The 22,389-nt window shown below is 67.8% G+C and carries 20 protein-coding genes; 7 read left to right on the top strand and 13 right to left on the bottom strand.

Going from position 1 to position 22,389, the window contains the following annotated elements:
• Nucleotides 1-81 precede the first annotated feature (81 nt).
• Nucleotides 82-804 (top strand): phosphatase PAP2 family protein, encoded by a 723-nt coding sequence (locus HPF_RS22690; protein ID WP_066159246.1) that lies wholly within the window; start codon nucleotides 82-84, stop codon nucleotides 802-804.
• On the opposite strand, the gene HPF_RS22695 is transcribed toward HPF_RS22690, so the two are convergent.
• The 8 genes from HPF_RS22695 to def form a co-directional block, all read right to left on the bottom strand.
• Nucleotides 783-1,793, bottom strand: coding sequence for an NAD-dependent epimerase/dehydratase family protein (locus tag HPF_RS22695; RefSeq protein WP_133157911.1), 1,011 nt, complete (start codon nucleotides 1,791-1,793; stop codon nucleotides 783-785). The two genes, HPF_RS22690 and HPF_RS22695, sit on opposite strands and share 22 nt — an antisense overlap.
• A complete protein-coding gene (locus HPF_RS22700) occupies nucleotides 1,790-3,511 on the bottom strand; it encodes an ArnT family glycosyltransferase (RefSeq protein ID WP_133157912.1) in 1,722 nt (573 codons plus the stop codon). The genes HPF_RS22695 and HPF_RS22700 overlap by 4 nt, the downstream gene beginning before the upstream one ends.
• Nucleotides 3,495-4,178: a TVP38/TMEM64 family protein gene (locus tag HPF_RS22705; RefSeq protein ID WP_133157913.1), complete on the bottom strand. Its 684-nt coding sequence runs from the start codon at nucleotides 4,176-4,178 to the stop codon at nucleotides 3,495-3,497. The genes HPF_RS22700 and HPF_RS22705 overlap by 17 nt, the downstream gene beginning before the upstream one ends.
• Nucleotides 4,162-4,953, bottom strand: coding sequence for a glycosyltransferase family 2 protein (locus HPF_RS22710; protein WP_207959248.1), 792 nt, complete (start codon nucleotides 4,951-4,953; stop codon nucleotides 4,162-4,164). Before HPF_RS22710 ends, HPF_RS22705 begins: the two co-directional genes overlap by 17 nt.
• Nucleotides 4,954-5,064: 111 nt before the next feature.
• A complete protein-coding gene (locus HPF_RS22715; protein WP_066159257.1) occupies nucleotides 5,065-5,400 on the bottom strand; it encodes an AzlD domain-containing protein in 336 nt (111 codons plus the stop codon).
• On the bottom strand, nucleotides 5,387-6,124 hold the full coding sequence (locus HPF_RS22720) for an AzlC family ABC transporter permease (RefSeq protein WP_066159260.1): 738 nt from the start codon (nucleotides 6,122-6,124) through the stop codon (nucleotides 5,387-5,389). Before HPF_RS22720 ends, HPF_RS22715 begins: the two co-directional genes overlap by 14 nt.
• Nucleotides 6,124-7,092, bottom strand: coding sequence for a methionyl-tRNA formyltransferase (gene fmt / locus HPF_RS22725; RefSeq protein WP_133157914.1), 969 nt, complete (start codon nucleotides 7,090-7,092; stop codon nucleotides 6,124-6,126). Before fmt ends, HPF_RS22720 begins: the two co-directional genes overlap by 1 nt.
• Before the next feature lie 5 nt (nucleotides 7,093-7,097).
• Nucleotides 7,098-7,619, bottom strand: a complete 522-nt coding sequence (gene def / locus HPF_RS22730) for a peptide deformylase (RefSeq protein ID WP_133157915.1) — start codon at nucleotides 7,617-7,619, stop codon at nucleotides 7,098-7,100.
• A gap of 226 nt (nucleotides 7,620-7,845) precedes the next feature.
• Between def and HPF_RS22735 the strand changes: the two genes are divergently transcribed.
• On the top strand, nucleotides 7,846-9,183 hold the full coding sequence (locus HPF_RS22735) for a LysM peptidoglycan-binding domain-containing protein (RefSeq protein WP_133157916.1): 1,338 nt from the start codon (nucleotides 7,846-7,848) through the stop codon (nucleotides 9,181-9,183).
• Between the two features lie 9 nt (nucleotides 9,184-9,192).
• Complete coding sequence (gene dprA / locus HPF_RS22740) at nucleotides 9,193-10,287, top strand: DNA-processing protein DprA (RefSeq protein WP_133157917.1); 1,095 nt, start codon at nucleotides 9,193-9,195, stop codon at nucleotides 10,285-10,287.
• A gap of 1 nt (nucleotide 10,288) precedes the next feature.
• Here the strand turns inward: dprA and HPF_RS22745 are convergent, their stop codons facing one another.
• The 5 genes from HPF_RS22745 to HPF_RS22765 form a co-directional block, all read right to left on the bottom strand.
• Complete coding sequence (locus tag HPF_RS22745) at nucleotides 10,289-12,700, bottom strand: DUF1631 family protein (RefSeq protein WP_133157918.1); 2,412 nt, start codon at nucleotides 12,698-12,700, stop codon at nucleotides 10,289-10,291.
• A gap of 92 nt (nucleotides 12,701-12,792) precedes the next feature.
• Nucleotides 12,793-13,749, bottom strand: coding sequence for a protein translocase subunit SecF (gene secF, locus HPF_RS22750; RefSeq protein WP_066159277.1), 957 nt, complete (start codon nucleotides 13,747-13,749; stop codon nucleotides 12,793-12,795).
• 14 nt (nucleotides 13,750-13,763) lie between these two features.
• Nucleotides 13,764-15,644, bottom strand: coding sequence for a protein translocase subunit SecD (gene secD / locus HPF_RS22755; RefSeq protein WP_066159280.1), 1,881 nt, complete (start codon nucleotides 15,642-15,644; stop codon nucleotides 13,764-13,766).
• Nucleotides 15,645-15,668: 24 nt separating this feature from the next.
• A complete protein-coding gene (gene yajC / locus HPF_RS22760; protein WP_066159282.1) occupies nucleotides 15,669-15,992 on the bottom strand; it encodes a preprotein translocase subunit YajC in 324 nt (107 codons plus the stop codon).
• Nucleotides 15,993-16,133: 141 nt separating this feature from the next.
• Nucleotides 16,134-19,727 (bottom strand): indolepyruvate ferredoxin oxidoreductase family protein, encoded by a 3,594-nt coding sequence (locus HPF_RS22765; RefSeq protein WP_133157919.1) that lies wholly within the window; start codon nucleotides 19,725-19,727, stop codon nucleotides 16,134-16,136.
• A gap of 180 nt (nucleotides 19,728-19,907) precedes the next feature.
• Between HPF_RS22765 and HPF_RS22770 the strand changes: the two genes are divergently transcribed.
• The 4 genes from HPF_RS22770 (at nucleotide 19,908) to HPF_RS22785 (ending at nucleotide 22,382) form a co-directional block, all read left to right on the top strand.
• Nucleotides 19,908-20,417: an Lrp/AsnC family transcriptional regulator gene (locus HPF_RS22770; RefSeq protein ID WP_133157920.1), complete on the top strand. Its 510-nt coding sequence runs from the start codon at nucleotides 19,908-19,910 to the stop codon at nucleotides 20,415-20,417.
• A gap of 200 nt (nucleotides 20,418-20,617) precedes the next feature.
• Nucleotides 20,618-21,211 carry a hypothetical protein gene (locus tag HPF_RS22775; RefSeq protein ID WP_133157921.1) on the top strand — a complete coding sequence of 198 codons (594 nt, stop codon included), beginning with the start codon at nucleotides 20,618-20,620 and terminating at the stop codon, nucleotides 21,209-21,211.
• 89 nt (nucleotides 21,212-21,300) lie between these two features.
• A complete protein-coding gene (locus HPF_RS22780; protein ID WP_133157922.1) occupies nucleotides 21,301-21,933 on the top strand; it encodes a hypothetical protein in 633 nt (210 codons plus the stop codon).
• Nucleotides 21,930-22,382, top strand: coding sequence for a hypothetical protein (locus tag HPF_RS22785; RefSeq protein ID WP_079364849.1), 453 nt, complete (start codon nucleotides 21,930-21,932; stop codon nucleotides 22,380-22,382). Before HPF_RS22780 ends, HPF_RS22785 begins: the two co-directional genes overlap by 4 nt.
• Nucleotides 22,383-22,389: the final 7 nt, after the last annotated feature.

A 22,389-nucleotide genomic window follows, 5' to 3' on the forward strand; every position in this document is an offset into this window, starting at 1 on the left:
AGGGCCCATCGGTCAAAGAATCCGAATTATCCCGGCACCCCTTAAGGCCCTCTTAAAGTCCGACGCCGAGCATGCGGCGCCATGTCCCCTCTCCGTCCCCCTGTTGTTTCCACCGCAAACGCCATCGCCCGCGCCTGGCTGGTGCTGCTGCTGCTGACCCTGGGCTGGGATGCCGCAGGCATGGACCTGCCGGTGATGAGCCAGATCGGGACCCCCACCGGCTTTCCGTGGCGCCACCACCCGCTGCTGGAAACGGTGCTGCACAACGGCGGGCGCCAGCTGGCCACGCTGGCCTATCTGCTGCTGTGGGGCTGGGTGCTGTGGCCCGCGGCCAGCGGCCCCTCGCGCCGCGAGCGCGGGACCGTGCTGGCGCTGGTCACCCTGTCGATGGTGACGGTGAGCCTGCTCAAGCAGGCCAGCCGGGCCAGCTGCCCCTGGGAGTGGAGCGCCTTCGGCGGCACCGCCGTCTACACCTCGCACTGGAACCTGCTGACCGGCGACGGCGGCACCGGCGGCTGTTTCCCGGGCGGGCACGCCTCGTCCGCACTGTCGTTTCTGGCGCTGTGCCTACCCTGGCTGTGGTCACCCGTGGCCGGGCGGCGCCGCGCCCCGGGCTGGCGCTGGCTGGCGGCCGTGCTGCTGGCGGGCGGCCTGGCGGGGGTGACGCAGACCCTGCGCGGCGCCCACCCGCCCAGCCACACCCTCTGGACCCTGGTCATCTGCAGCGCGATCGCGCTGGCCGGCTGGCGGATGGCGCGGCCCTGGCTGCGCGCAGACTCCATTCAGCGCCCGGTCACGCCGTAGTAGTCGACGTACCAATCCACGAACCGCTGCACACCGAGCCGCAGGTCGGTGCCGGCGCGGACGCCGAACTGGCTCTCCAGCCGCGAGGTGTCGGCCCAGGTGTCGGGCACGTCACCGGCCTGCATCGGCAGGAAGTTCTTGACCGCCTCGCGGCCGCAGGCGCGCTCCAGACAGGCGATGAACTCCATCAGCGGCACCGGGCCGTTGTGGCCCACGTTCAGCACGCGGTGCGGCACCTGGCCCTCGCCGGCCTGCGGCGGCTGCGCGGCCACCGCCAGCACCGCGTCCACCACGTCGTCGACGTAGGTGAAGTCGCGCCGCAGGTTCCCGTGGTTGTAGACGTCGATGGGCCGGCCTTCGAAGATCGCGCGCACGAACTTGAAGATCGCCATGTCGGGCCGCCCCCAGGGTCCGTAGACGGTGAAGAAGCGCAGCGCCGAGGCGGGGATGTGGTAGAGGTGGCTGTAGCTGTGCGCCATCAGCTCGTTGGCCTTCTTGCTGGCGGCGTAGAGCGAGATCGGCGAGTCCGTGACCATGTCCTCGCGCAGCGGCATCTCGCGCGCGGCGCCGTAGATGGAGCTGGACGAGGCATAGACCAGGTGCTTCACGCCGCTGTGGCGGCAGCCTTCGAGCACGGTGAGCATGCCGGCCAGGTTGCTGTCGAGGTAGGCCATGGGCTGCTCGACCGAGTACCGCACGCCCGCCTGCGCCGCCAGGTGCAGCACGAGGTCGTAGCGGCCGTCGGCAAACAGGCGCGCCACGCCATCGCGGTCGGCCAGGTCCAGGCGGTGGAAGATGAACCCCGGCCGCGCCAGCAGGCGGTCGAGCCGCGCCTGCTTCAGGGCCGGCTCGTAGTAGGCGCTCATGTTGTCGACCCCATCGACCTGCAGCCCCCGGTCCAGCAGGCGCTGGCTCAGGTGGTAGCCGATGAAGCCCGCGGCGCCGGTGACCAGCAAGCGCGGGGCGGGGGAAGAGTCCAGCAGGTTCATGGCAGCACGCCCTCGGTCACGGGGCGGTAGACAAAGCGGCGCAGGCGCTGGGGCGGTTCGCAGGTGGCGCGCATCGAGGCCGGGCCGTAAACCACCCACTCGCGCCGGTGGGCCTCGCCCAGCGACTCGGTCTTGGTCACGTCGAAGCAGCTGAGCTGGGCATCGGTCGGTGCCAGCAGGTGGCGGCCGGGCTGCTCCTTCATCCACTGCCAGGCGTTGCGCTCCTGCTCCTCCAGCGGCGCGAGGTAGCTGAAGTGGGTCAGCGGCCGGTGGCTGAACAGCAGGAACTGTTCCTTGAAATAGAGCAGACCCAGTTCCGACGCCGGGGGCAGGCGCTGCTCGATCTGCTCCATCATGGCCTGCGGCGTGCGGTGCGGGTCGACCTTGGGCCAGACCAGCAGCGAGACGAACACCCAGATCACCAGGCTGGTCGCGGCCAGCCGCTGCAGCAGGTCGCGGCGGCGGATCAGCACCAGCAGCACCAGCAGCGCACCGCCCATCGCGACCAGCGGCAGCGAGAGCGTGGTCACCGCGTCCGCGTAGTCGGGCACCTTGCGCAGCAGCTTGTCGGGCGAGACCTTCAGCGCCACACCCAGCCCGGCCAGCGCCGCGGCGATCAGCAGCAGCAGACCCTGGAAGAACACGCCGGTGCGCGCAGCGGCCACGCCAGCCTGCACCCGCACCCAGAGCGCGCCCACCACCAGCGCCAGCATGGGCAGCGCCGGGAACATGTAGACCTCGCGCTTGCCCGAGCTGATGGAGAAGAACAGCAGCACCAGCCCCACCCAGGCCAGCAGCACGCGCGCGCGCCGGTCCTCGCGCAGCAGCGCCAGCAGGGGCTTGAAGAACACCAGCAGCAGCACCGGCAGCGGGAACCAGACCGTGGGAATCGCCTGGGTGAAGAAGTAGTGCCAGGGTTTGACGTGGTGCCAGGCGTTGACGAAGCGCTCGCCGGTCTGGCGGAACAGCAGGTCGTTGCGGTAGGCCACCATGGTGTCGGTGCCGATGCTGTGCACCTGCCAGAGCATGGGCCCCAGCCACAGCGCGATCACCGCCAGCATCACCACCAGACCGGCGGCCAGACGCCAGCGCCAGACCTTCGCGTCGGCCCCTGCGGGGTTCTTCACCCACAGCGCCAGCGGAATGAGCATGAGCAGGGGCAGGAAGCCCACGCCCTTGGTCATGATGCCCAGCGCCATCGCGGCCCAGGCGGTGAAGTACCAGCCCCAGTGCGGGCCGGTGAAGAAGTGCCGCAGCAGGCCGTAGCAGCCCAGCGTGATCCAGAAGGTGACCACCGCGTCGATCTGCGCCGCCTTGCCCTGCAGCAGGAACTGCGGCGTGAACACCAGCACCAGCAGCGCGGCCAGCGCCACCTCGCGGCCCCACAGCCGGCGGCCGATGTCGAGCACCAGCAGCAGCGTGCCGACCGAGGCCAGCGCGCTGGGCAGCAGGAACGAGAGCTTGAGGTTGCCAATCAGCGCGAACGCGGCGGCGCTGAGCCACATGAACACCGGCGGCTTGTCCGGGTAGGGCTCGCCACCGCGCGTGGGAAACAGCCACTGGCCGCTCTCGACCATCTCGCGCGCCACCTGGGCAAAGCGCGGCTCGTCGGCCGGCCAGGGGTAGCGCAGGCCAATGCCCAGCAGCAGCACGATGGCGGTGGCGACCAGCCAGAACAGGGTCTGGCGGCGGATCGTTTCGTCAGTGGGCAGGTGCATGGGCGTGTTCTTTGCGGAACCGATGGAGCCGCTGCTTGAAACCGTGGTGGTAGAGGTACAGCCCCAGGCCGGTGGAGATCACCAGCATCACCAGGCTCATCCACAGCTGCGAGCTGTCGTGCAGCGCGATGCCCGAACCGGCGTAGGCGAACAGCAGCATCTGCGGCAGGTAGCCCAGCAGGCTGCCGAAGAACACGGCCACCGGGCGCAGGTCTGACAGCGCGGCGGCGATGTTGGTCACCAAGTTGCTGCCCACCGGGATCAGCCGGATCACGCAGATCCAGATCCAGGTGTCCTCGGCCAGCACGGCCTTGATCAGCTCGATCTTCTGCGCGTGCTTCTGCCGCACCCAGTCGAAACCCAGCTGGTGCACGGCCAGCATGGTCAGCATGGCGCCGAAGCCCGTGAGCAGGGTGCCGATCAGCCCGCCCTGCCAGCCGCCGAACAGGAAACCGCAGGAAAACGCCAGCACCTGGCGCGGACCGCCCAGCGCGGTGTAGACCACCGAGCCCAGGACGAACACCGGCCAGGCGATGGTCCAGTGCTGCTGGAACAGCTGCTGCAGCAGCACCTCCTCGGTCACCGGCCCCCACCAGCCCAGGTGCAGGGACAGGAAGGCCAGCGTCAGGACCGCGGTCAGCAGCAGGGGTTTAGTGAGACTCTTCATGCGCAGCGAGCGTGCGGACCTGCGCGATCACCGGGCGTTTGCCACGCCGGGTCAGCCACACCACCCCGGCCATGTCGACCAGGCCGACCCAGAGGCGGTTCCAGGCGTTGTACTTGGAGACGCCGGCCTGGCGGGCGCGGTGGTTCACCGGCACCACGCGGATGGCGCCGCCCAGGCGCAGCACCAGCGCCGGCAGGTAGCGGTGCATGTGGTCGAAATAGGGCAGCTGCAGCCAGGTGGCGCGCGGGATCAGCTTGAGGCCGCAGCCGGTGTCGGGCACCTGGTCGTTGAGGATCTTCTGCCGCACCGCATTGGCGATGCGCGACTGGAACTTCTTCCACTCGGTGTCCTGCCGGTTCTTGCGGTAGCCGGCGATGCAGAAGTGTTCGCCCTGCGCCTCGGTCTCGCGCGCGCTGCGCAGCAGGGCCGGCATGTCGGCCGGGTCGTTCTGGCCGTCGCCGTCGATGGTGATCAGGTAGCGGCCCCGCGCCTGGCGGGCCGCGCTCATGAGCGCCGTGCTCTGGCCCACGCTCTTTTCATGGCGGATCAGCCGGGCGGCCGAACCCAGCTCGGAGCAGCGCTGCAGGAACTCATCGCCCGTGCCGTCGTCGCTGCCGTCGTCGACCAGGACGATCTCGAAGCGGCACTCAGGCCGCAGCGCCGCCACCACCTCGGCCACCAGCGAGCCGATGTTGCCGGTCTCGTTCTTCGCAGGAATCAGCACCGACACCAGCGGCTCGGCGCCAGCGGCAGCCGCCGCAGCAAGTTCAGTCATGTCTGGAAATCCGTGGGGCGCAGCGGCCAAACGACGGATGGTCGCGGAAGCGCCTTAAGCACGCCTTAAGGTTGGTTTCAACCGGCGCTGCCGATTGTCCCACTCAGCGCCTCACCAGCCCAGACCGACGTGCAGCGGCAGGTAGACCGCCATGCCGGAGACGATGGTGCCCAGCACACCCTTGCGCCAGAAGAAATAGGCCGCGCCCACCACGGCGGCAAACAGCCGCGCATCCATCCAGGTCTGCACCAGCTGCCCCTGGCTCATCACGATCTCGGGCAGCACCACGGCCGACAGCGCGGCAATCGGCGCGTACTGCAGTCCGCGCTGGGCCCAGTGGGGCAGCGTCCAGGGCCGATCGGAGATGAGAAAGAAGCCGCGCGTGATCACCGTGACCACGCCGAGCGCGACGATGGTCAGCAGGGTGTACAGATCAATGTCCGGCATGTCCAGGCTCCGATGTCCTCGTGTGTTCGATCACCAGACAGATGGCCACCGCACTCGCGATCGCCACCAGGATGTTCAGCCGCAGCGGCAGCGCCCAGGCGGCCACCGCCGCCGTGGCCGCCACGCCGGCCGAGACCACGCGCAGCCGGGACGTGGCCAGCGAACACAGCACCCCCAGCAGCGCCAGGATGCCGGCGAAGCCCAGCCCCCAGGACAGCGGCACCATGTTGGCCAGCAGGACGCCGGCCACGCTCGCCACCATCCAGGCCACGTAATTGACCGCGCAGTTGCCCATCAGGTAGGCCTGCTGCTGCGCCAGCTCCTCGGCATTGCGGCCAGGGTGCGGGTAGCGTTTGGCGAAAAACACGTAGCTCAGGTCCCCGGTCACGTAGCCGCTGATCAGGCGCTGCCAGCGCGGCAGGTGCATCAGATAGGGCCGCAGGTGCGCGGAAAACACCACAAAGCGCAGGTTCACGCAGAACGCCGCCGCCAGGATCACCCACATCGGCGCGCCCGCACCGATCATCGGCACCGCAGCCAGCTGGGCGCTGCCAGCGTAGACGATCAGTGTCATCAGCAGCGCCTCCAGCGGCGACATGCCCGACTGCACCATGGCCACGCCGGTCATCAGGCCCCAGGCCGCAATGCCCATGGCCACCGAGCCCTGGTCGGTGATGCCTTCGCGGAATTCCGGTCGGCGGCGGTGCTCGGCCAGGAAAAACATCAAGCAGTCTGCGCGCCGAAGACCTGTCCCGGGGTCAGCGCGAAGCCCTGCAGGAACTCCCGGGCCGGCAAACGCTTGCCACCAGCACGCTGCAGTTCCAGCAGGGTGAGCACGCCGTCGCCGGTCGCCACGCGGATGCCCTGCGCCCCGGCGGACAGGATCTGGCCGGGCGCGGCAATGCCGCCATCGGCGCTGTCAACCGCCACCCGCCACACCTTGACCGCCTCGCCGGCCAGCTCGGTGACCAGCCCGGGAGCGGGCGAGAAGGCCCGTGCCCGGCGCTCGATCTCTGCCGCCGGTCGGCGCCAGTCGATCAGCGACTCCGCCTTCTCGATCTTGGCCGCGTAGGTCACGCCCTCGGCCGGCTGAGGCACCGGCCGCAGGCCACCGCAGGAGGCCAGTTCCAGCGCCTCGACGATCATCCGCCCCCCCAGGTCGGCCAGACGGTCGTGCAGGCCGCCGGTGGTGTCGGTGGCGCCGATGGACAGGGACTCGGCCAGCAGCATGTCGCCCGTGTCCAGCCCCGCGTCCATCTGCATGATGGTCACGCCGGTCTCGGCATCGCCGGCCTCGATGGCCCGGTGGATGGGTGCCGCACCGCGCCAGCGCGGCAGCAGCGAGGCGTGGATGTTCAGGCAGCCCAGGCGTGGCAGGTCCAGCACCCACTGCGGCAGGATCAGACCATAGGCGGCCACCACCATCACGTCGGGCCGCGCGGCCAGCAGGGCCTGGCGCGCCGTGGCGGCGTCGTCCGGAAACTTGCCGTCCAGCCGCAGGCTGCGGGGCTGCGCCACCTCGATGCCCTGCGCCAGGGCGAACTGCTTGACTGGCGAGGCCTGCAGCTTCATGCCGCGACCGGCCGGTCGGTCGGGTTGCGTCAACACCAGCGGCACCGCGAAACCGGCCGCATGCAGCCGCTCCAGGGCCACACGCGCAAATTCCGGCGTGCCGGCAAACACCACGCGCATGGGTGTCATCCGCGCTGCGCTTCGCGCTGGGATTTCAGCAGCTTGCTCTTGATCCGGTTGCGCTTGAGCGGCGAGAGGTATTCCACAAACACCTTGCCCATGAGGTGGTCCATCTCGTGCTGGATGCAGACCGCCAGCATGCCTTCGGCCTCAATGACCCGGTTTTTTCCTTGTTCATCCAGCGCGCTGACGCGGATGGCCAGGGAACGCTCCACACCGTCGTAGATGCCGGGCACGGAAAGACAGCCTTCTTCGCCCTTGCGGGTTTCCGGGCTGGCCCATTCGATCACCGGGTTGATCAGCACCATCGGCTGGTCGCGCGATTCGCTGACGTCGATCACGATCAGGCGCTCGTGCACGTCCACCTGCGTGGCCGCCAGCCCGATGCCATGGGCGTCGTACATGGTGGCCAGCATGCGGTCGGCGAGTGCGCGCACCCGGTCGTCCACATCCCCCACCGGTTTTGCCACGGTGTTCAGGCGCGGATCAGGGTACCGCAGGATGGGGAGCAGTTCGGGTGCGTTCATTTCAATGCCATGGGCCGGCGGGCCATTTCGCCGGAAAAGCAGCCGTGCGGCGATTTGCGCCGGGCCACCGTTGGGTCGGGACGTTTGTCGCTATTTTCGCCACTTTTGCATTCCCGGGTGGATGCCAGGACCTATTAATATTGCCTAATCAAGGGCTTGGGCGCAAAATCAAATGCGAATTGTCAAGTCCGACGCGCCAATTTTCGCCAGCCCCAGGGGCCCACACATGCGATTGAAATACCTTCCGACTGCCCTGCGCCTGACAGGCCCCGCATCCGCCTGCCTGGTGGCCATGGCCACCCTCGCCGGCGCCGCCTCGGCACAAAATCTTCCGGTCAGCGCCAGCCAGCGCGCCACTGCCAACCAGGTGGCGCAAGCCGGCGTGCCCCTGTCGGAACTGGCCCCCAATGCGCCAGACAGCCACACGGTCAAACGTGGCGACACACTCTGGGCCATCTCCAAGATCTTCCTCAAGAGCCCCTGGCGCTGGCCGGAGCTCTGGGGCATGAACCTGGAGGAGATCAAGAATCCCCACCGCATCTATCCCGGCCAGGTCCTGTACCTGGACAGGAGCGGCGGCCGCGCCCGGCTGAGCACCCGCAAACCCGGCGATGGCAGCGACATGCCCACCGTGCGGGTGTCACCGCGCGTGCGCAGCGAGAGCCTGTCCGAATCGGCCATCCCGCCGGTGAACATGCAGGCCATCGAGGCCTTCCTGACCGAACCCCTGATCGTCGATGAGGCCACCTACGCGCGCGCGGCGCGCATCGTGGCAACGCCCGAAAACCGCGTGCTGCTGAGCCTGGGCGACCGCGCCTACGCCCGGGGACAGTACGGCGACGCCGGCAACCTCACCGAAGAGGCCTTGACCCTGGGTGCCGGCAAGTCCATCACCTACCGCGTCTTCCGCAACGCCGTGCCCCTGAAAGACCCGGGCACTGGCGAGGTGCTGGCCTATGAGGCGCAGTACGTCGGGAAGGCGGAAATCGTGCGTCCGGAAACACGCCGCGAGATCGAGGAGCCGGCGTCGGCCAAGAAGCCCGAAGGCAAGGACACGTTCAAGCCCCAGTACGAGAACACGACGCACAACTTCGCACGCGTTCCGGTTGAAGAAAAAGCCCCGCTCAAGCCCGTGGCAACCGGCGAGATCGTCCCCGCCACGATCGACATCGTCAAGGCCAAGGAAGAGATCCGCGTGGGTGACCGGCTGCTTCCAGAGCCGCCGCGCGAGTTCCCCAACTACGTGCCGCGTGCCCCAGGCAAGCCCACATCGGGCCAGATCGTGTCGGTGTACGGCAATGCGGTGCGCTACGCCGCCCAGAACCAGGTGGTCTCCATCAACCGCGGTCGCGCGCATGGCGTTGAAGAGGGCCACGTGCTGGCCCTGATCCGCGACTCCAGCACCCGCATCGACAAGACCGACGAAAGCCGCCCCCAGATCCGTCTGCCCGGCGAGCCCAATGGGCTCATGCTGGTCTTCAAGACCTTCGACAAGGTGTCCTACGCTCTGGTACTGGACATCGTCGACGGGGTCAAGGTCGGCGACCACTTCTCCAACCCCTGACGGCAGCCCATGGAGCGGGACGAATGGGCCGCCTGGCTCAGGTTGCTGCTCACCCCGGGCGTCGGCCGCGACACGGCGCGGCGACTGCTGGCGGCATTCGGTCTGCCAGCCGACATCTGGAAGCACAGTCCCAGCGCCTGGGAGACGGTCACCAGCGCCCGCATTGCGCGTGCGCTGCAGTCAGAGCCCGCAACACTCGTCGATGCCCTTGACCGGTTGCAGGCCTGGCTGACGGAAGGCAGCGACCGGCATGTCATCACACTGGCCGATCCGCGCTATCCCACCAGCCTGCTGCAGACGGCCGATCCCCCACTGCTGCTGCATGTGCAAGGTCGGCTCGATGCCTTGAGCCATCCCCAGAAGCTGGCGGTCGTGGGCAGCCGCAACCCCACCCCTCAGGGGGAAGCCAACGCGCGCGAGTTCGCACGGAGCCTGGCGGAATCGGGGCTGTGTGTCGTGTCGGGCCTGGCCCTGGGCGTCGACGGTGCCGCCCACACCGGCGCGCTGGAAGGCGGCGGCCTGACGCTCGCCGTGGTCGGCACCGGACTGGACACGGTCTACCCCCAGCGGCACGCGGCGCTGGCCTGTCGCATCGCGGCATCCGGCGCGCTCATCAGCGAATACCTGCTCGGCACGTCGCCGCTGGGAGCCAATTTCCCGCAGCGCAACCGGATCATCGCCGGCCTGAGCCAGGGCACCCTGGTGGTCGAAGCCGCGGTGCGGTCCGGATCCCTGATCACCGCCAGACTGGCCGCAGAACAGGGCCGGGAAGTGTTTGCCATTCCCGGGTCGATCCATGCCCCGCAGTCGCGGGGCTGCCATGCACTGATCCGGCAAGGCGCCAAACTGGTCGAGTCGGCACAGGACATTCTGGAGGATCTGCACCTGTCAGAGCCATCGCAGCCAAAGCACGAGCCGGCATTGCCCACGGACGAAGACGGGCTGTTGCGCGCGATGGGCTTTGACCCCATCGGACTGGATGCCCTTCAGGCTCGAACCGGACTGGACACCGCAGCGCTGCAGGCCCGTCTGCTGGAGCTGGAGCTGGACGGGCAGGTCGGGCGGCTACAGGGCGGCCTGTTCCAGCGCACCGGCCAGGTGTGACTCAGCCGAGCAGTCGCTCGGGGTTGGCGTCGAGTTTGGCCAGCGCGTCGCGGGTTGCGCGCACGGTCAGCGCCTCGTCCTCGCTGGGCACCAGCAGACCTGCCTGGAGGTAGGCGGCCACGCGCGTGGCCTGGATCAGGAAGCAGCGACCAACGCTCGTCACGAACAGGTACAGCTGTCCCCGCTCGCTGCGCCAGGCAAACTGCACGCTGTTGAGCTTGCCGTTGTGATCAAGGCCAAACCAGGACCCGATCTGCAACTCCTGGGCCCAGGCCCTCATGGCTTCGGTGGGCTGACTGCCGCCCTGGCGAATCACCTCGATGTTGGTGGCGTCCACCCCAGTGATCATCTCGATGCTTTCGTTGTCCAGGTCGAGGTCGCCGACGCCGCTGTCGGGCAGGTAGTCCTCCAGATTCGTCAGGCGATCGGACAACTTGTCCAGGCTTTCCTGTGAGATCGCCTCGGTGCGCGACATGAAGGCATCGGCCAGCGTGTCGCTCACGGACTTGATGTGTCCATCCTGCATGCTGGGCGAGTACCCCAGCAGGCTCATGCCCTGTCGCAGCCGCTGCAGCAAACCCGGCAACTGCTGGATCACGCGCGCCCGATCGTTGCGATTGGGTTTGGCACTGGCCGCCCAGAGCAGGTCGGATGCCACCCGCTTGAGCGAGGCGGTTTCTTCGTGCTTGACGCCGTACTTGACGCTAGCGACTGCCAGAACCTCGACCCAGACCTTGAACAGAAACTCGCGCACCTCTTCGCGCACGGTGATGTCGTCCAGCAGCTTGCGCAGCTCGATGGTGTACTGCACCGACAGTGTTTCCTTCTGCTCCACCTGCTGTGCGACGCTGACAAAGCGGCTGGCGCCGCCCTGCTCGGTGAGGTACGTGGACAAGAACTTCTGGAACTCGTCCAGCACAAGCTGGAACACTCGGCGGCCGGTTTCGGGGTACTGCTCGATGACCTGCACCACCCGCTTGATCTCCGCCTCCAGCGCCACAGAGCTGACATTGGATTCAAAGCCCAGCACACAGGATCCCATCCGATCGATGAGCTGGCGCGCCGGATGCTGAAGTGCACTGAAGAACTCGGGTTCGGCCAGGGCCACGCGCAACACGGGTATCTGCAAACGCGCGAACCAGACCCGCACACTGGGCGGAATCCGCTCCTCTGCCAGGATGCTCTGGAACATCAGGGCCACCACCTCGATAGTGGCCTTTTCGGAGGGCGTCGAAGCCGCCTGCTTGAGCTCGACCGTGCGCTGGCGCAGGGCGGTTGCCGCTTGGGCCACATGCGAGTGGTCCATGGGAGGAGCGACCGACCGAACGCCACCTGAGCCGGTGGTGACCACATCCGGCATCGGAATCGGGGCCGCGTCCATCATGGCCTGCTGCAGCCGCGGGGACGAGGGCAGCAGCTGTGTGGCTTCGAAGTCGCCGCCGATCTTGTCAGCCAGCAGACGCCGCAGGCGCCCCACAACACCTTGCGCCCTCATCCGGGCTCTCGCCAGCGGCGACGAATGGGTCATCATGCGGGTTTCGTCATGAACCCCCATGCCCGAGGGCGCACGCCCCGTTGGAGGGGCGCCTGCAAAGGCGCTGCCCCCGGAACCTCCGGTGCCAAGCCCGCCGCCGGACTCGCCATGGGAAAACGCTGCAGCGCCCGCTGGGGTATGACCCGACGCCCGCCCCCAGCCCGATCCTGCAGCCGGCGCTTCCGGTGTGGCGTCCCGGGCAGAGGAGGGCGCTGGTGACCGGCTGCCGGGCGCGCGCCTGACCAGCGCCTGCAGATCAATCTCCTTCATCACACCGCTGGACACAAGAAACTCGTTGGCAGCCTTGTAGGCTTCCAGCATCGACTTCGCCAACACCGGTGAAATGGCGTCCTGCACCAGTGACCAGGCCTCACGGGTCATCTGCACATCCAGCCACTGGTCCACCAGAATGCGGCACACCACATCCGGCAGCAGCACGTCGCCTCGCGGCAGCTCCTGCCGCTTCTCCAGGTGTTGAATGCGCAGCCGCAACTCGTTGAGTTCGCTGGCCACCTGCTCCAGCACACGCATGGCCAAGCGGGAGGCCAGAATCTGATCGTCGATCGCGCCTTCGGCCAGCAGCTCCAGACGGCCCGTCAGAGGCAACTGCCCGGAGTGTTGCGAAGTGGTGCGGGGCAACAGGGTGCGCTGCAGGGCCTTGCGACTCTGGTTCAGCCACATGCCCTGGGACTTCTGGAACGCGGTCCACGCGTCGCGGCGCTCCTGCATTTCACGCGCCGGGCCAGCCTGGTCCAGGATGGCTGTCAACCGGTTTTCAGCCGCCTTGACCAGTTCGGGCAAGACCCGTCCCACATGAACCACGAAGAGTTCACGCGCCTGCTTGGCCAGAGACGAAACATGCTGATCGGGGGTTGCCACAGGAAGTCAGTATGACACGAAAGACAACGCTCACATTCCTCTTCAACCCGGGCTTTTCCCTCGGCTCAAGAGCGCAGACAAACCCCGGAAGCTCAGACCACCGCCCCGCTGTTCGGATCGTCCGGATCGCCCGATGCAGACTTGGCGGACGTCTTGATCAGGTCTTCGCGCTTGATGCCCAGCCACATCGCGATGGCCGCCGCCACGAATACGGAGGAATAGATGCCGAACAGGATGCCGATGGTCAGCGCCATGGCGAAGTAGTGCAGCGTCGGGCCACCGAACAGCAGCATGGACATCACCATGATCTGGGTCGAACCGTGAGTGATGATGGTCCGGCTGATGGTCGAGGTGATGGCGCGGTCGATGATCTGGACCGTGGACATCTTTCGCTGGCGGCGGAATGTTTCACGGATGCGGTCAAAGATCACCACAGATTCGTTGACCGAATAGCCCAGCACGGCCAGCACGGCCGCCAGCACCGCCAGCGAGAACTCCCACTGGAAGAAGGCGAAGAAGCCCAGGATGATGATCACGTCGTGCAGGTTGGCGATGATGGCCGACACCGCGTACTTCCACTCGAAGCGCACCGCCAGATAGATCATGATGCCCACGATCACCAGACCCAGCGCCATGAGGCCGTGCTGCACCAGTTCCTGCCCGACCTGCGGGCCGACAAACTCGGTGCGGCGCAGCTGGACGGCAGGGTCCTGCGCCTTCAGCGCGGCCATGACCGCCTCGCTCTGCTGGCCGGAGCTCAGCCCCTCCCGGGCGGGCAGGCGCAGCAGCACGTCCTGCGAGGTGCCGAAGTTCTGCACCGGCACATCGGCGTAGCCCAGCCCCTCGATCACCGAACGCACGGACTCCAGATCGGCAGGTTGCTGATAGGCGACCTCCATCACGGTGCCACCGGTGAACTCCACCGACAGGTTCAGGCCGCGCGAGACGAGGAAGAACACTGCCAGCACGAAGGTGATGGCCGAGATCGCGTTGAGCACCAGCGCGTGGCGCATGAACGGGATGTCCTTGCGGATACGGAACAGTTCCATCTTCGTATTCCCGGTCAGTCGGCCTTGGCCACCGCACTACCGCCCTCGGGGCGCCACACCGTGCCGATGGACACGCTCTTGAGTTTCTTCTGCCGGCCGTACCAGAGGTTGACCAGGCCGCGCGAGAACACCACGGCCGAGAACATGCTGGTCAGGATGCCGATGCAGTGCACCACGGCGAAGCCGCGCACCGGGCCGGAACCGAAGATCAGCAGTGCGATGCCGGCGATCAGCGAAGTGACGTTGGAGTCCAGGATGGTGCCCCAGGCGTGGTCGTAGCCGATGTTGATCGCTGTCTGGGGCGAAGATCCGTTGCGCAGCTCCTCGCGCACCCGCTCGTTGATCAGCACGTTGGCGTCGATGGCCATGCCCAGCGCCAGCGCCATGGCCGCAATGCCCGGCAGCGTCAGCGTGGCCTGCAGCATCGACAGCACCGCCACCAGCAGCACGAGGTTGAAGCCCAGTGCCAGGCTGGAGAACACGCCGAACAGCATGTAATAGATGCACATGAAGACGACGATCACGACGAAGCCCCAGATCACGCTGTTGAAGCCTCGCTCGATGTTCTCTTTGCCCAGGCTCGGGCCGATGGTGCGCTCCTCGATGATTTCCATCGGCGCGGCCAGCGAACCGGCGCGCAGCAGCAGCGCGGTGTCGTTGGCTTCGACCGTCGTCATGCTGCCGGAAATCTGCACGCGCCCGCCGCCGATCTCGGAGCGGATCACCGGGGCCGTCACGACCTCGCCCTTGCCCTTCTCGAACAGGATGATGGCCATGCGCTTGTTGATGTTCTCGCGCGTCACGTCGCGGAAGATGCGCGCGCCCTTGCCGTCGAGCGTCAGGTGAACCGCCGGCTGCTGCTGGTCGTCGAAGCCGGCCTGCGCGTCGGTGAGGTTCTCGCCCGTGAGCAGCACCTCGCGCTTGACGATCACCGGGCGGCCATTGCGCTCCAGGTACTTCTCGGAACCGAAGGGCACCATGCCGGAACCGCTCTCGGCCGCCAGACCTTCCGTGCTTTCGTCCACCAGGCGCAGCTCCAGGGTGGCCGTGCGGCCCAGGATGTCCTTGGCCTTGGCCGTGTCCTGCACGCCGGGCAGCTGCACCACGATGCGGTCGGCGCCCTGCTGCTGGATCACCGGCTCGGCCACGCCAAGTTCGTTGATCCGGTTGTGCAGTGTGGTGATGTTCTGCTTGACCGCCTGGGACTGCACCGCCAGCGCGGCCTGCGGCTTGAGCGTGGCGGTGAGGCGGAATTCGGCGCCGTCGGGTGTGCGCACCACCTGCAGATCGGCGAACTGGTCGGCGATCAGGTTTTCGATGGCCGTGGCGGTCGCCTCGTCGCGGGCGCGCAACTCGATGGTCGTCGCGTTGCGCTGAATGCCACCGTGGCGCACGTTCTTCTCGCGCAGCGCGGTGCGCAGGTCGGTGGCCAGCACATCGGCCTTGCGCTGCAGCGCCGCCGGCATGTCGACCTGCAGCATGAAGTGCACCCCACCGCGCAGGTCCAGGCCCAAGTACATCGGCGACGCGCCGATGCTCGCCAGCCAGGCCGGTGTGCGCGGCACCAGGTTCAGTGCCACCACGAAACCCGGGTTGGCCGGATCGGGGTTGAGCGTGCGCTCGATGGCGTCGCGGGCCTTGAGCTGGTTGTCGGTGGAATCGAAACGGGCCCTGACCGAGCCGCCCTCCAGCTGGATCAGCGTGGGCGCCAGGCTCTCGCGCCCGAGGGCCTGCTCCACACGCGTCAGCGTGGTCTCGTCGACCTTGACGGAGGAGCGGGCGGCCGAGACCTGCACCGCCGGCGATTCGCCGAACAGGTTGGGCAGCGAATACAGCACCCCGACCACCAGCGTGACCGCGATGATCAGGTACTTCCAGAGCGGATAACGGTTCATGTCAGGGCCTTCGGCGCCGGCTGGTTACTTGATGGTTCCCTTGGGCAGCACCTGGACAACCGCCGTGCGCTGCATCTGGACTTCCATGCCGTCGGCGAGTTCCACGCCGATGTAGGTTTCACCGATCTTGGACACCTTGCCCAGGAAGCCACCGGCGGTCACGATCTCGTCGCCCTTGGCCAGCGCTTCGATCATGGCCTTGTGCTCTTTCTGGCGCTTCATCTGGGGCCGGATCATCACGAAATACAGCACCACGAACATCAGCACCAGGGGCAGCATGCTGATCAGGGTGCTCTGGGTGTCACCGGCGCCAGCGGCGGCCTGGGCATAAGCAGAAGAAATGAACACGGGACGGTCTCCAACGAAAAGGTCAGGGGACAAACCGAAGGCCCGGCGGGCGCACCCAGCCGGGCCTTGCGGCGGAACCGGTCATTGTAAGTCGCGGTCTCCCCCGGCCGGCGACCGGGGGATTGGCCGGAAAGGGCCGCCTCAGGCGGCTTGGCTGCGCAGCGCACCAGCGGCACTGTCGCGCCACTGGGCCAGCAGCTGCTCGCGCCGGGTCTGCACGGCCGCCAGGTGCCGGGCCTTGACGTGGCCGAAGCCGCGGATCTGCTCGGGCAGGCGCGCGACCTCCAGCACCAGGGCATGCGAGTCGGCGTTGAGACCGGCCAGCAGGCCCTCGATGTCGGCGCGGTACTGCACGATCAGCTCGCGCTCGGTGCGGCGCTCCTCGGTGCGGCCGAACACATCCAGCGCGGTGCCACGCAGGCCCTTGAAGCGGGCCAGCACCGACATGGCCTTGAGCATCCAGGGTCCATAGGTCTGCTTGATCAGCTCGCCCTTGTCGTTCGTCTTCGCGAACAGCGGCGGCGCCAGGTGCAGCTGCAAGCGATAGTCGCCCTCGAACTGCTCGGCGATCTGCGCCCGGAAGGCCGGGTCGGTGTGCAGGCGCGCCACCTCGTACTCGTCCTTGTAGGCCATCAGCTTGAACAGGTAGCGCGCCACCGCCTCGGTCAGCGAGGTCTTGCCCAGGCGGCTCTCGGCCTGACGCACCTTCTCCACGAAGTCCTGGTAGGTCTGGGCGTAGGCGGCGTTCTGGTACGCGGTCAGGAAGTCCACGCGGCGGGCCACCAGCTCCTCGACGGTGTCGCGCTTTTTGAACTGGATCACCTGCGCCGGGGTGGCCGGCGCCAGCAGCGCGGCCATGGCCTGCGGGTCGTGGGCCGCGCGGCGGCCCCAGTCGAAGGCCTGCTTGTTCTTCTCCACCTGCACCGCGTTGAGCTCGATGGCGCGCATCAGCGACTCCAGCCCCAGCGGCACCCAGCCCTTCTGCCACGCGTAGCCCAGGATCATGGGGTTGGTGTAGATCGAGTCGCCCATCAGGCGTGTGGCAGCGGCTTCGGCGTCGAAGCGGCCGACCGCGGCCTCGCCCAAGGCAGCGACCAGCGAGTCCACGCAGGCCTGCGCCGGGTTCTGCCACTGCGGGTTCTTCACAAACGCAGCCGTGGGGGTGGCGCTGGTGTTCAGGGCCACATGGCTGCGGCCCGCGCGCAGGCGCTGCAGCGTCTCCTTGCCGGCGGCCACGAGGGGGTCGCAGCCGATCACCAGGTCGGCCGAGGCCGTGCCCACGCGCGTGGTCCGGATGTGGTCCTGGCTGGCACCGATGAGCACATGGCTCCAGGTCGCGCCGCCCTTCTGCGCCAGGCCCGCCGCGTCCTGCGTGACGATGCCCCGGCCCTCGATGTGGGCAGCCATGCCCAGCAGCTGACCAATGGTGATGACGCCCGTGCCCCCCACGCCGGCCACCACGATGCCCCAGGCCTCGTCGGTCAGCTGGGGCAGGCGTGGCAGCGGCGGCTCGGCGCCGGACCAGGCCAGGGCCGCACCCTTCTTGTCCTTCTTGCGCAGCTGCCCGCCCTGGACGGTGACGAAGCTGGGGCAGAAGCCCTTGACGCAGGAGAAGTCCTTGTTGCAGCTGCTCTGGTTGATGCGGCGCTTGCGACCGAATTCGGTTTCCAGCGGCTCGACGCTCAGGCAGTTGCTCTGCTCGCCACAGTCGCCGCAGCCCTCGCAGACCAGCTCGTTGATGACCACCCGCTTGTCGGGCTCGACCATGGTGCCGCGCTTGCGGCGGCGGCGCTTTTCGGTAGCGCAGGTCTGGTCGTAGATGATGACCGTGGTGCCCTTGATCTCGCGGAACTCGCGCTGCACCGCGTCCAGCGTGTCGCGGTGCTGGATCGCGATGCCGCTGGGCAGGCCCTGCACGGACGCGTACTTCTCCGGCTCGTCGGTGACGATGGTGATCTTCACCGCGCCCTCGGCGCGCATGCTCTGCGCGATCTGCACCACGCTGTGGCCCTCGGGCCGCTCGCCGACCTGCTGGCCGCCGGTCATCGCGACCGCGTCGTTGTAGAGGATCTTGTAGGTGATGTTCACGCCCGCGGCGATGCTCTGGCGCACCGCCAGCAGGCCGCTGTGGAAGTAGGTACCGTCGCCCAGGTTGGCGAACATGTGCTGGTCGCTGCTGAAGGGCTGCTGGCCGACCCAGGGCACGCCCTCGCCGCCCATCTGGGTGAAGCCCACGGTGGCGCGGTCCATCCAGATGGTCATGAAGTGGCAGCCGATGCCGGCCATGGCGCGCGAGCCTTCGGGCACGCGGGTCGAGGTGTTGTGCGGGCAGCCCGAGCAGAACCAGGGCTGGCGGTTGGCGTCGGCCGAGGCACCGGCCAGCAGGGTCTGGGTCGAGCGCTCCTGTGCGTCCAGGATGGCCAGTTGCGCATCGATGCGGGCCTCGATGTCCGAGGGAATGCCCAGTTTCTTCAGACGCCGCGCGATGGCCCGAGCGATCAGGGCCGGGTTCAGGTCGGCGTTGGCGCGCAGCAGCTGGTTGCCGCTGGGGTTGGGCCGGCTCCATTCGCCGCCCGAGTAGTCGCCCTCGACCTCGTCGAACTTGCCCAGCACGTTGGGGCGCACGTCCGGCCGCCAGTTGTAGAGCTCTTCCTTGAGCTGGTATTCGATGACCTGGCGCTTCTCTTCCACCACCAGAATCTCGCGCAGCCCGGTGGCGAACTCGCGCGTGATGCCCGCCTCCAGCGGCCACACCACGGCCACCTTGTGCAGGCGGATGCCCAGCTGGCGGCAGGTGGCGTCGTCCAGACCCAGGTCGAGCAGGGCCTGGCGCGTGTCGTTGAAGGCCTTGCCGCTGGCGATGATGCCGAAGCGGTCGTGCGGGCCGGCGATCACGTTGTGGTTGAGCTTGTTGGCGCGCACGTAGGCCAGCGCCGCGTACCACTTGTAGTCGAACAGCCGGGCCTCCTGGTCCAGCGCCGCGTCGGGCCAGCGGATGTGCAGGCCGCCCGGCGGCATGTCGAACTCGGGAATCACGATCTGCACCCGCTCGGGATCGATCATGGCGGTGGCGCTGGACTCGACGATCTCCTGGATCGTCTTCATGCCGGTCCACACGCCGCTGAAGCGGCTCATGGCAAACGCGTGCAGGCCGAGGTCGAGGATTTCCTGCACCGTGGACGGGAAGAACACCGGCAGGCCGCAGGCCTTGAAAATGTGGTCGCTCTGGTGCGCGGCGGTCGAGCTCTTGGCCACGTGGTCGTCGCCGGCCACCGCGATCACGCCGCCCCAGGGCGTGGTGCCGGCCATGTTGGCGTGCTTGAACACGTCGGAGCAGCGGTCCACGCCCGGGCCTTTGCCGTACCAGATGCCGAACACGCCGTCGAACTTGTTGCTGCCCTTGGGCGCGAAGCCCAGCTGCTGCGTGCCCCACACGGCCGTGGCCGCCAGCTCTTCGTTGACCCCGGGCTGGAACACCACGTTTTGCTGCTTCAGGTAGGGCGCGGCCTTCTGCAGCGCCTGGTCGTAGCCGCCCAGCGGCGAGCCCCGGTAGCCGCTGACGAAGCCCGCGGTGTTCTTGCCGACCATGGCGTCGCGCTGGCGCTGCAGCATCGGCAGCTTCACCAGGGCCTGGACCCCGCTCATGAAGGCGGGCCCGTGGTCGAGGGCGTACTTGTCGTCCAGCGTGACGGTTTCGAGCGCGCGACGGATGTGCTCGGGCAGTGGGGCGTTCATCTTGTTGTCTCCTGCGGGGGTGGAAGTGCCCGCCTTGTGGGCGGATCGGTGACCAACAGACAGCCGGGTAGGCTGGTGCCAGTGTGCCGCTCAGTGTATGGCCCGGTCGCCGACAGGTGTTTGCTTTTCGTGCCCAGTTTTGCGATATTTAAGAAAGAGTCTTTCTCAAAATACGGATTCATGGAAACACTGGACAAGTTCGACCTGGCCATCCTGAACGAACTGCAGGCCGATGGCCGTCTGACCAACGCCGAACTGGCCAACCGCGTGGGCCTGTCGGCCGCGCCCTGCTGGCGCCGGGTGCGGGCGCTGGAAGAGGCGGGCTTCATCACCGGCTACCGGGCCGAGCTCAACCGCAACAAGATCGGCCTGGGCGTGCTGGCCTTCGTGCGGCTGGACGCCGAACGCAACAGCGGCGACGCGCTGGGCCAGATGGAGAAGGCCATCCGGCAGATCCCGGAGATCGTCAGCTGCCACTACATCAGTGGCTCGGGCACCTTCGAGCTGCAGGTGGTGTGCCCCGACCTGGCCGAGTTCAGCCGTTTTGCGCGCGAGGTGCTGATCCACCTGCCCAACGTCAAGGACCTGCACACCAGCTTTTCGCTCGGGGAGGTCAAGGCCAGCAGCGCGCTGCCGCTGGGACATCTTGTGAACCAAAGTGTCGACTCGGCGAACCGCACCAAAACTTGAGCACTTTTTGTTACCGTTTATCCCCTTGGTTTGACCGCCGGGTCGGAAATGGCGGCCAAGTCTTTGAAAAGTGTGACTTTTTCCCACCGTGTCTCTTGGCTCCAGGGGACTGGCTGCGTACAGTGCGGCCTGCTCAGCAGCGGGACGATGGCATCAGAAAGTGTTCATCGGCGCTGCGCAACCCTGAAGAAGGAAACGTCGTGAACAAGTCCTCCCTGATCCTCAAGTCCGCCCTGGCCCTGGCCCTGGCCACCCCCCTGCTCGCATCGGCCGAGTCGCAGCTGACCGTCGGCACCGGCGATGCCAACGCCCGTCTGGATTTCCGCATCGTGGTCCCGCGCGTGCTGTTCCTCGGCGTGGGCACCGGCGCTGCCGGCCTGACCGCCAACTCCACCATCGACACGGTGACCTTCGACTACAGCAGCAACCCCTCGGCCATCGGCACGGGTGCGGCGGCAGGCGCCATCACCGGCAACGTGGTGCCGGTGCGTGTGGTGGGCAACAACGGCCAGATCACCCTGACCGCCAACACCACCGGCGCCCTGACCAACGGCACGGCCGACACCATTGCCTGGTCGCAGATCACGGCCACCTCCAGCCTGGCGGCCCTGCCCAGCCCGGCCATCCCCCTGACCGGCGCCGGCGTGGCCAGCAACGTCACCCTGTCGTCGGGCACCAAGATCACCGACCGCTCGGCCAACTGGACCTTCAGCTACGCCAACTCTGCCGTGGTCGCTCCCGGCACCTACGGCACCACCAACGGCCGCGTGACCTACACCGCGGCCATGCCCTGACCCGGCGCCGCCCGACCGCTGGCCGGCCTGCGCCGGCGGTCGCCCGCTCCCAGGTGTCCGCACCACCGGTGGCGGAACACGACACAGCCATGAAGACCGCCCCGACCCCCTCCCTGCTGCGCCTGATCGGCGCCGGTCTGGTGGTGAGCGCCGGGCTGCAGGCGCTGCCGGCACAGGCCTGGTCGCTGACCATCGCCGCGGCCTCGCGCCGGGTCTTCCTGCACGTCGGCAACGGCACCGCCGACGACAACAATGGCACGGTCAATCGCGTCTCGGCCAACCTCACCGCCGCCCAGCTGCTGTCGGGCGCTCCGCAGGCCATGACCAGCAACAGCACGCAGTCCGCCAGCCTCTACGGTGACAACTACAACACCTGCCCGACACCGTCCGCGCAGGTGATGATCGGCGCCTCCTACCGGCGCAGCAATCCCGGCAACGGGCCCGCCAGCGCCATGCTGCGCGTCACCTCGCCCGCCAGCCTGACCACCACTGCGGGCGACACCATCCCGTTCAGCGAGATCAGCTGGACCGTCTCGGCGGCGGGCAGCGGCGTGCCCAACGTGATCCCGGCCGGGACCTTCAGCGGTGGCACCCAGACCCTGACCACGATCCCGGCCAATACCTATATAGAGAACTGTCACACGTTCCGCTACGCCAACAGCGCCATCCGCGCCGCCGGCACCTACGACGGCCGGGTGACCTACACCCTGAGCAGCCCGTGAACACAAGTCTCCTGACCGGCCTGGTGCTGGCCCTGGCCTGCGCCTCCGCCAGCGCGGGCACCCACCGCCTGGACGACTCGCTGAGCCACACCACGCCGCCCACCGCGCAGATGGAGTGGCTGCCCCAGACCCCGGGCGACCGCGACGGCGGCATGGAAACCTGGGTCCGTGTGCACCTGCACATCGACACCCGCGACTGGGTGGGCCGCAGCGGGCGCATCTACATGGTGCTGCCGCTCGACCAGGCCTCGTCCATCGAAGCCGTGTGGACCACCAACGGCCCGCTGCGCTCGGGCCGCCTGGTCTCGGGCGAGCGCGCGCTGGTCTGGGCCGGCACCATCGGCGCCGACAGCCTGCGCGACCAGATGCAAGTGCGCCTGCGCTCCGGCCCCGACTGGCAGAGCGCCAGCCGCCGGCTGAACTTCCACTTCGAGTTCGACACCGACTGACCCGCCG

This window comes from Hydrogenophaga pseudoflava, from assembly GCF_004353865.1.
In the GTDB taxonomy this organism is placed as follows: domain Bacteria; phylum Pseudomonadota; class Gammaproteobacteria; order Burkholderiales; family Burkholderiaceae_C; genus Hydrogenophaga; species Hydrogenophaga pseudoflava.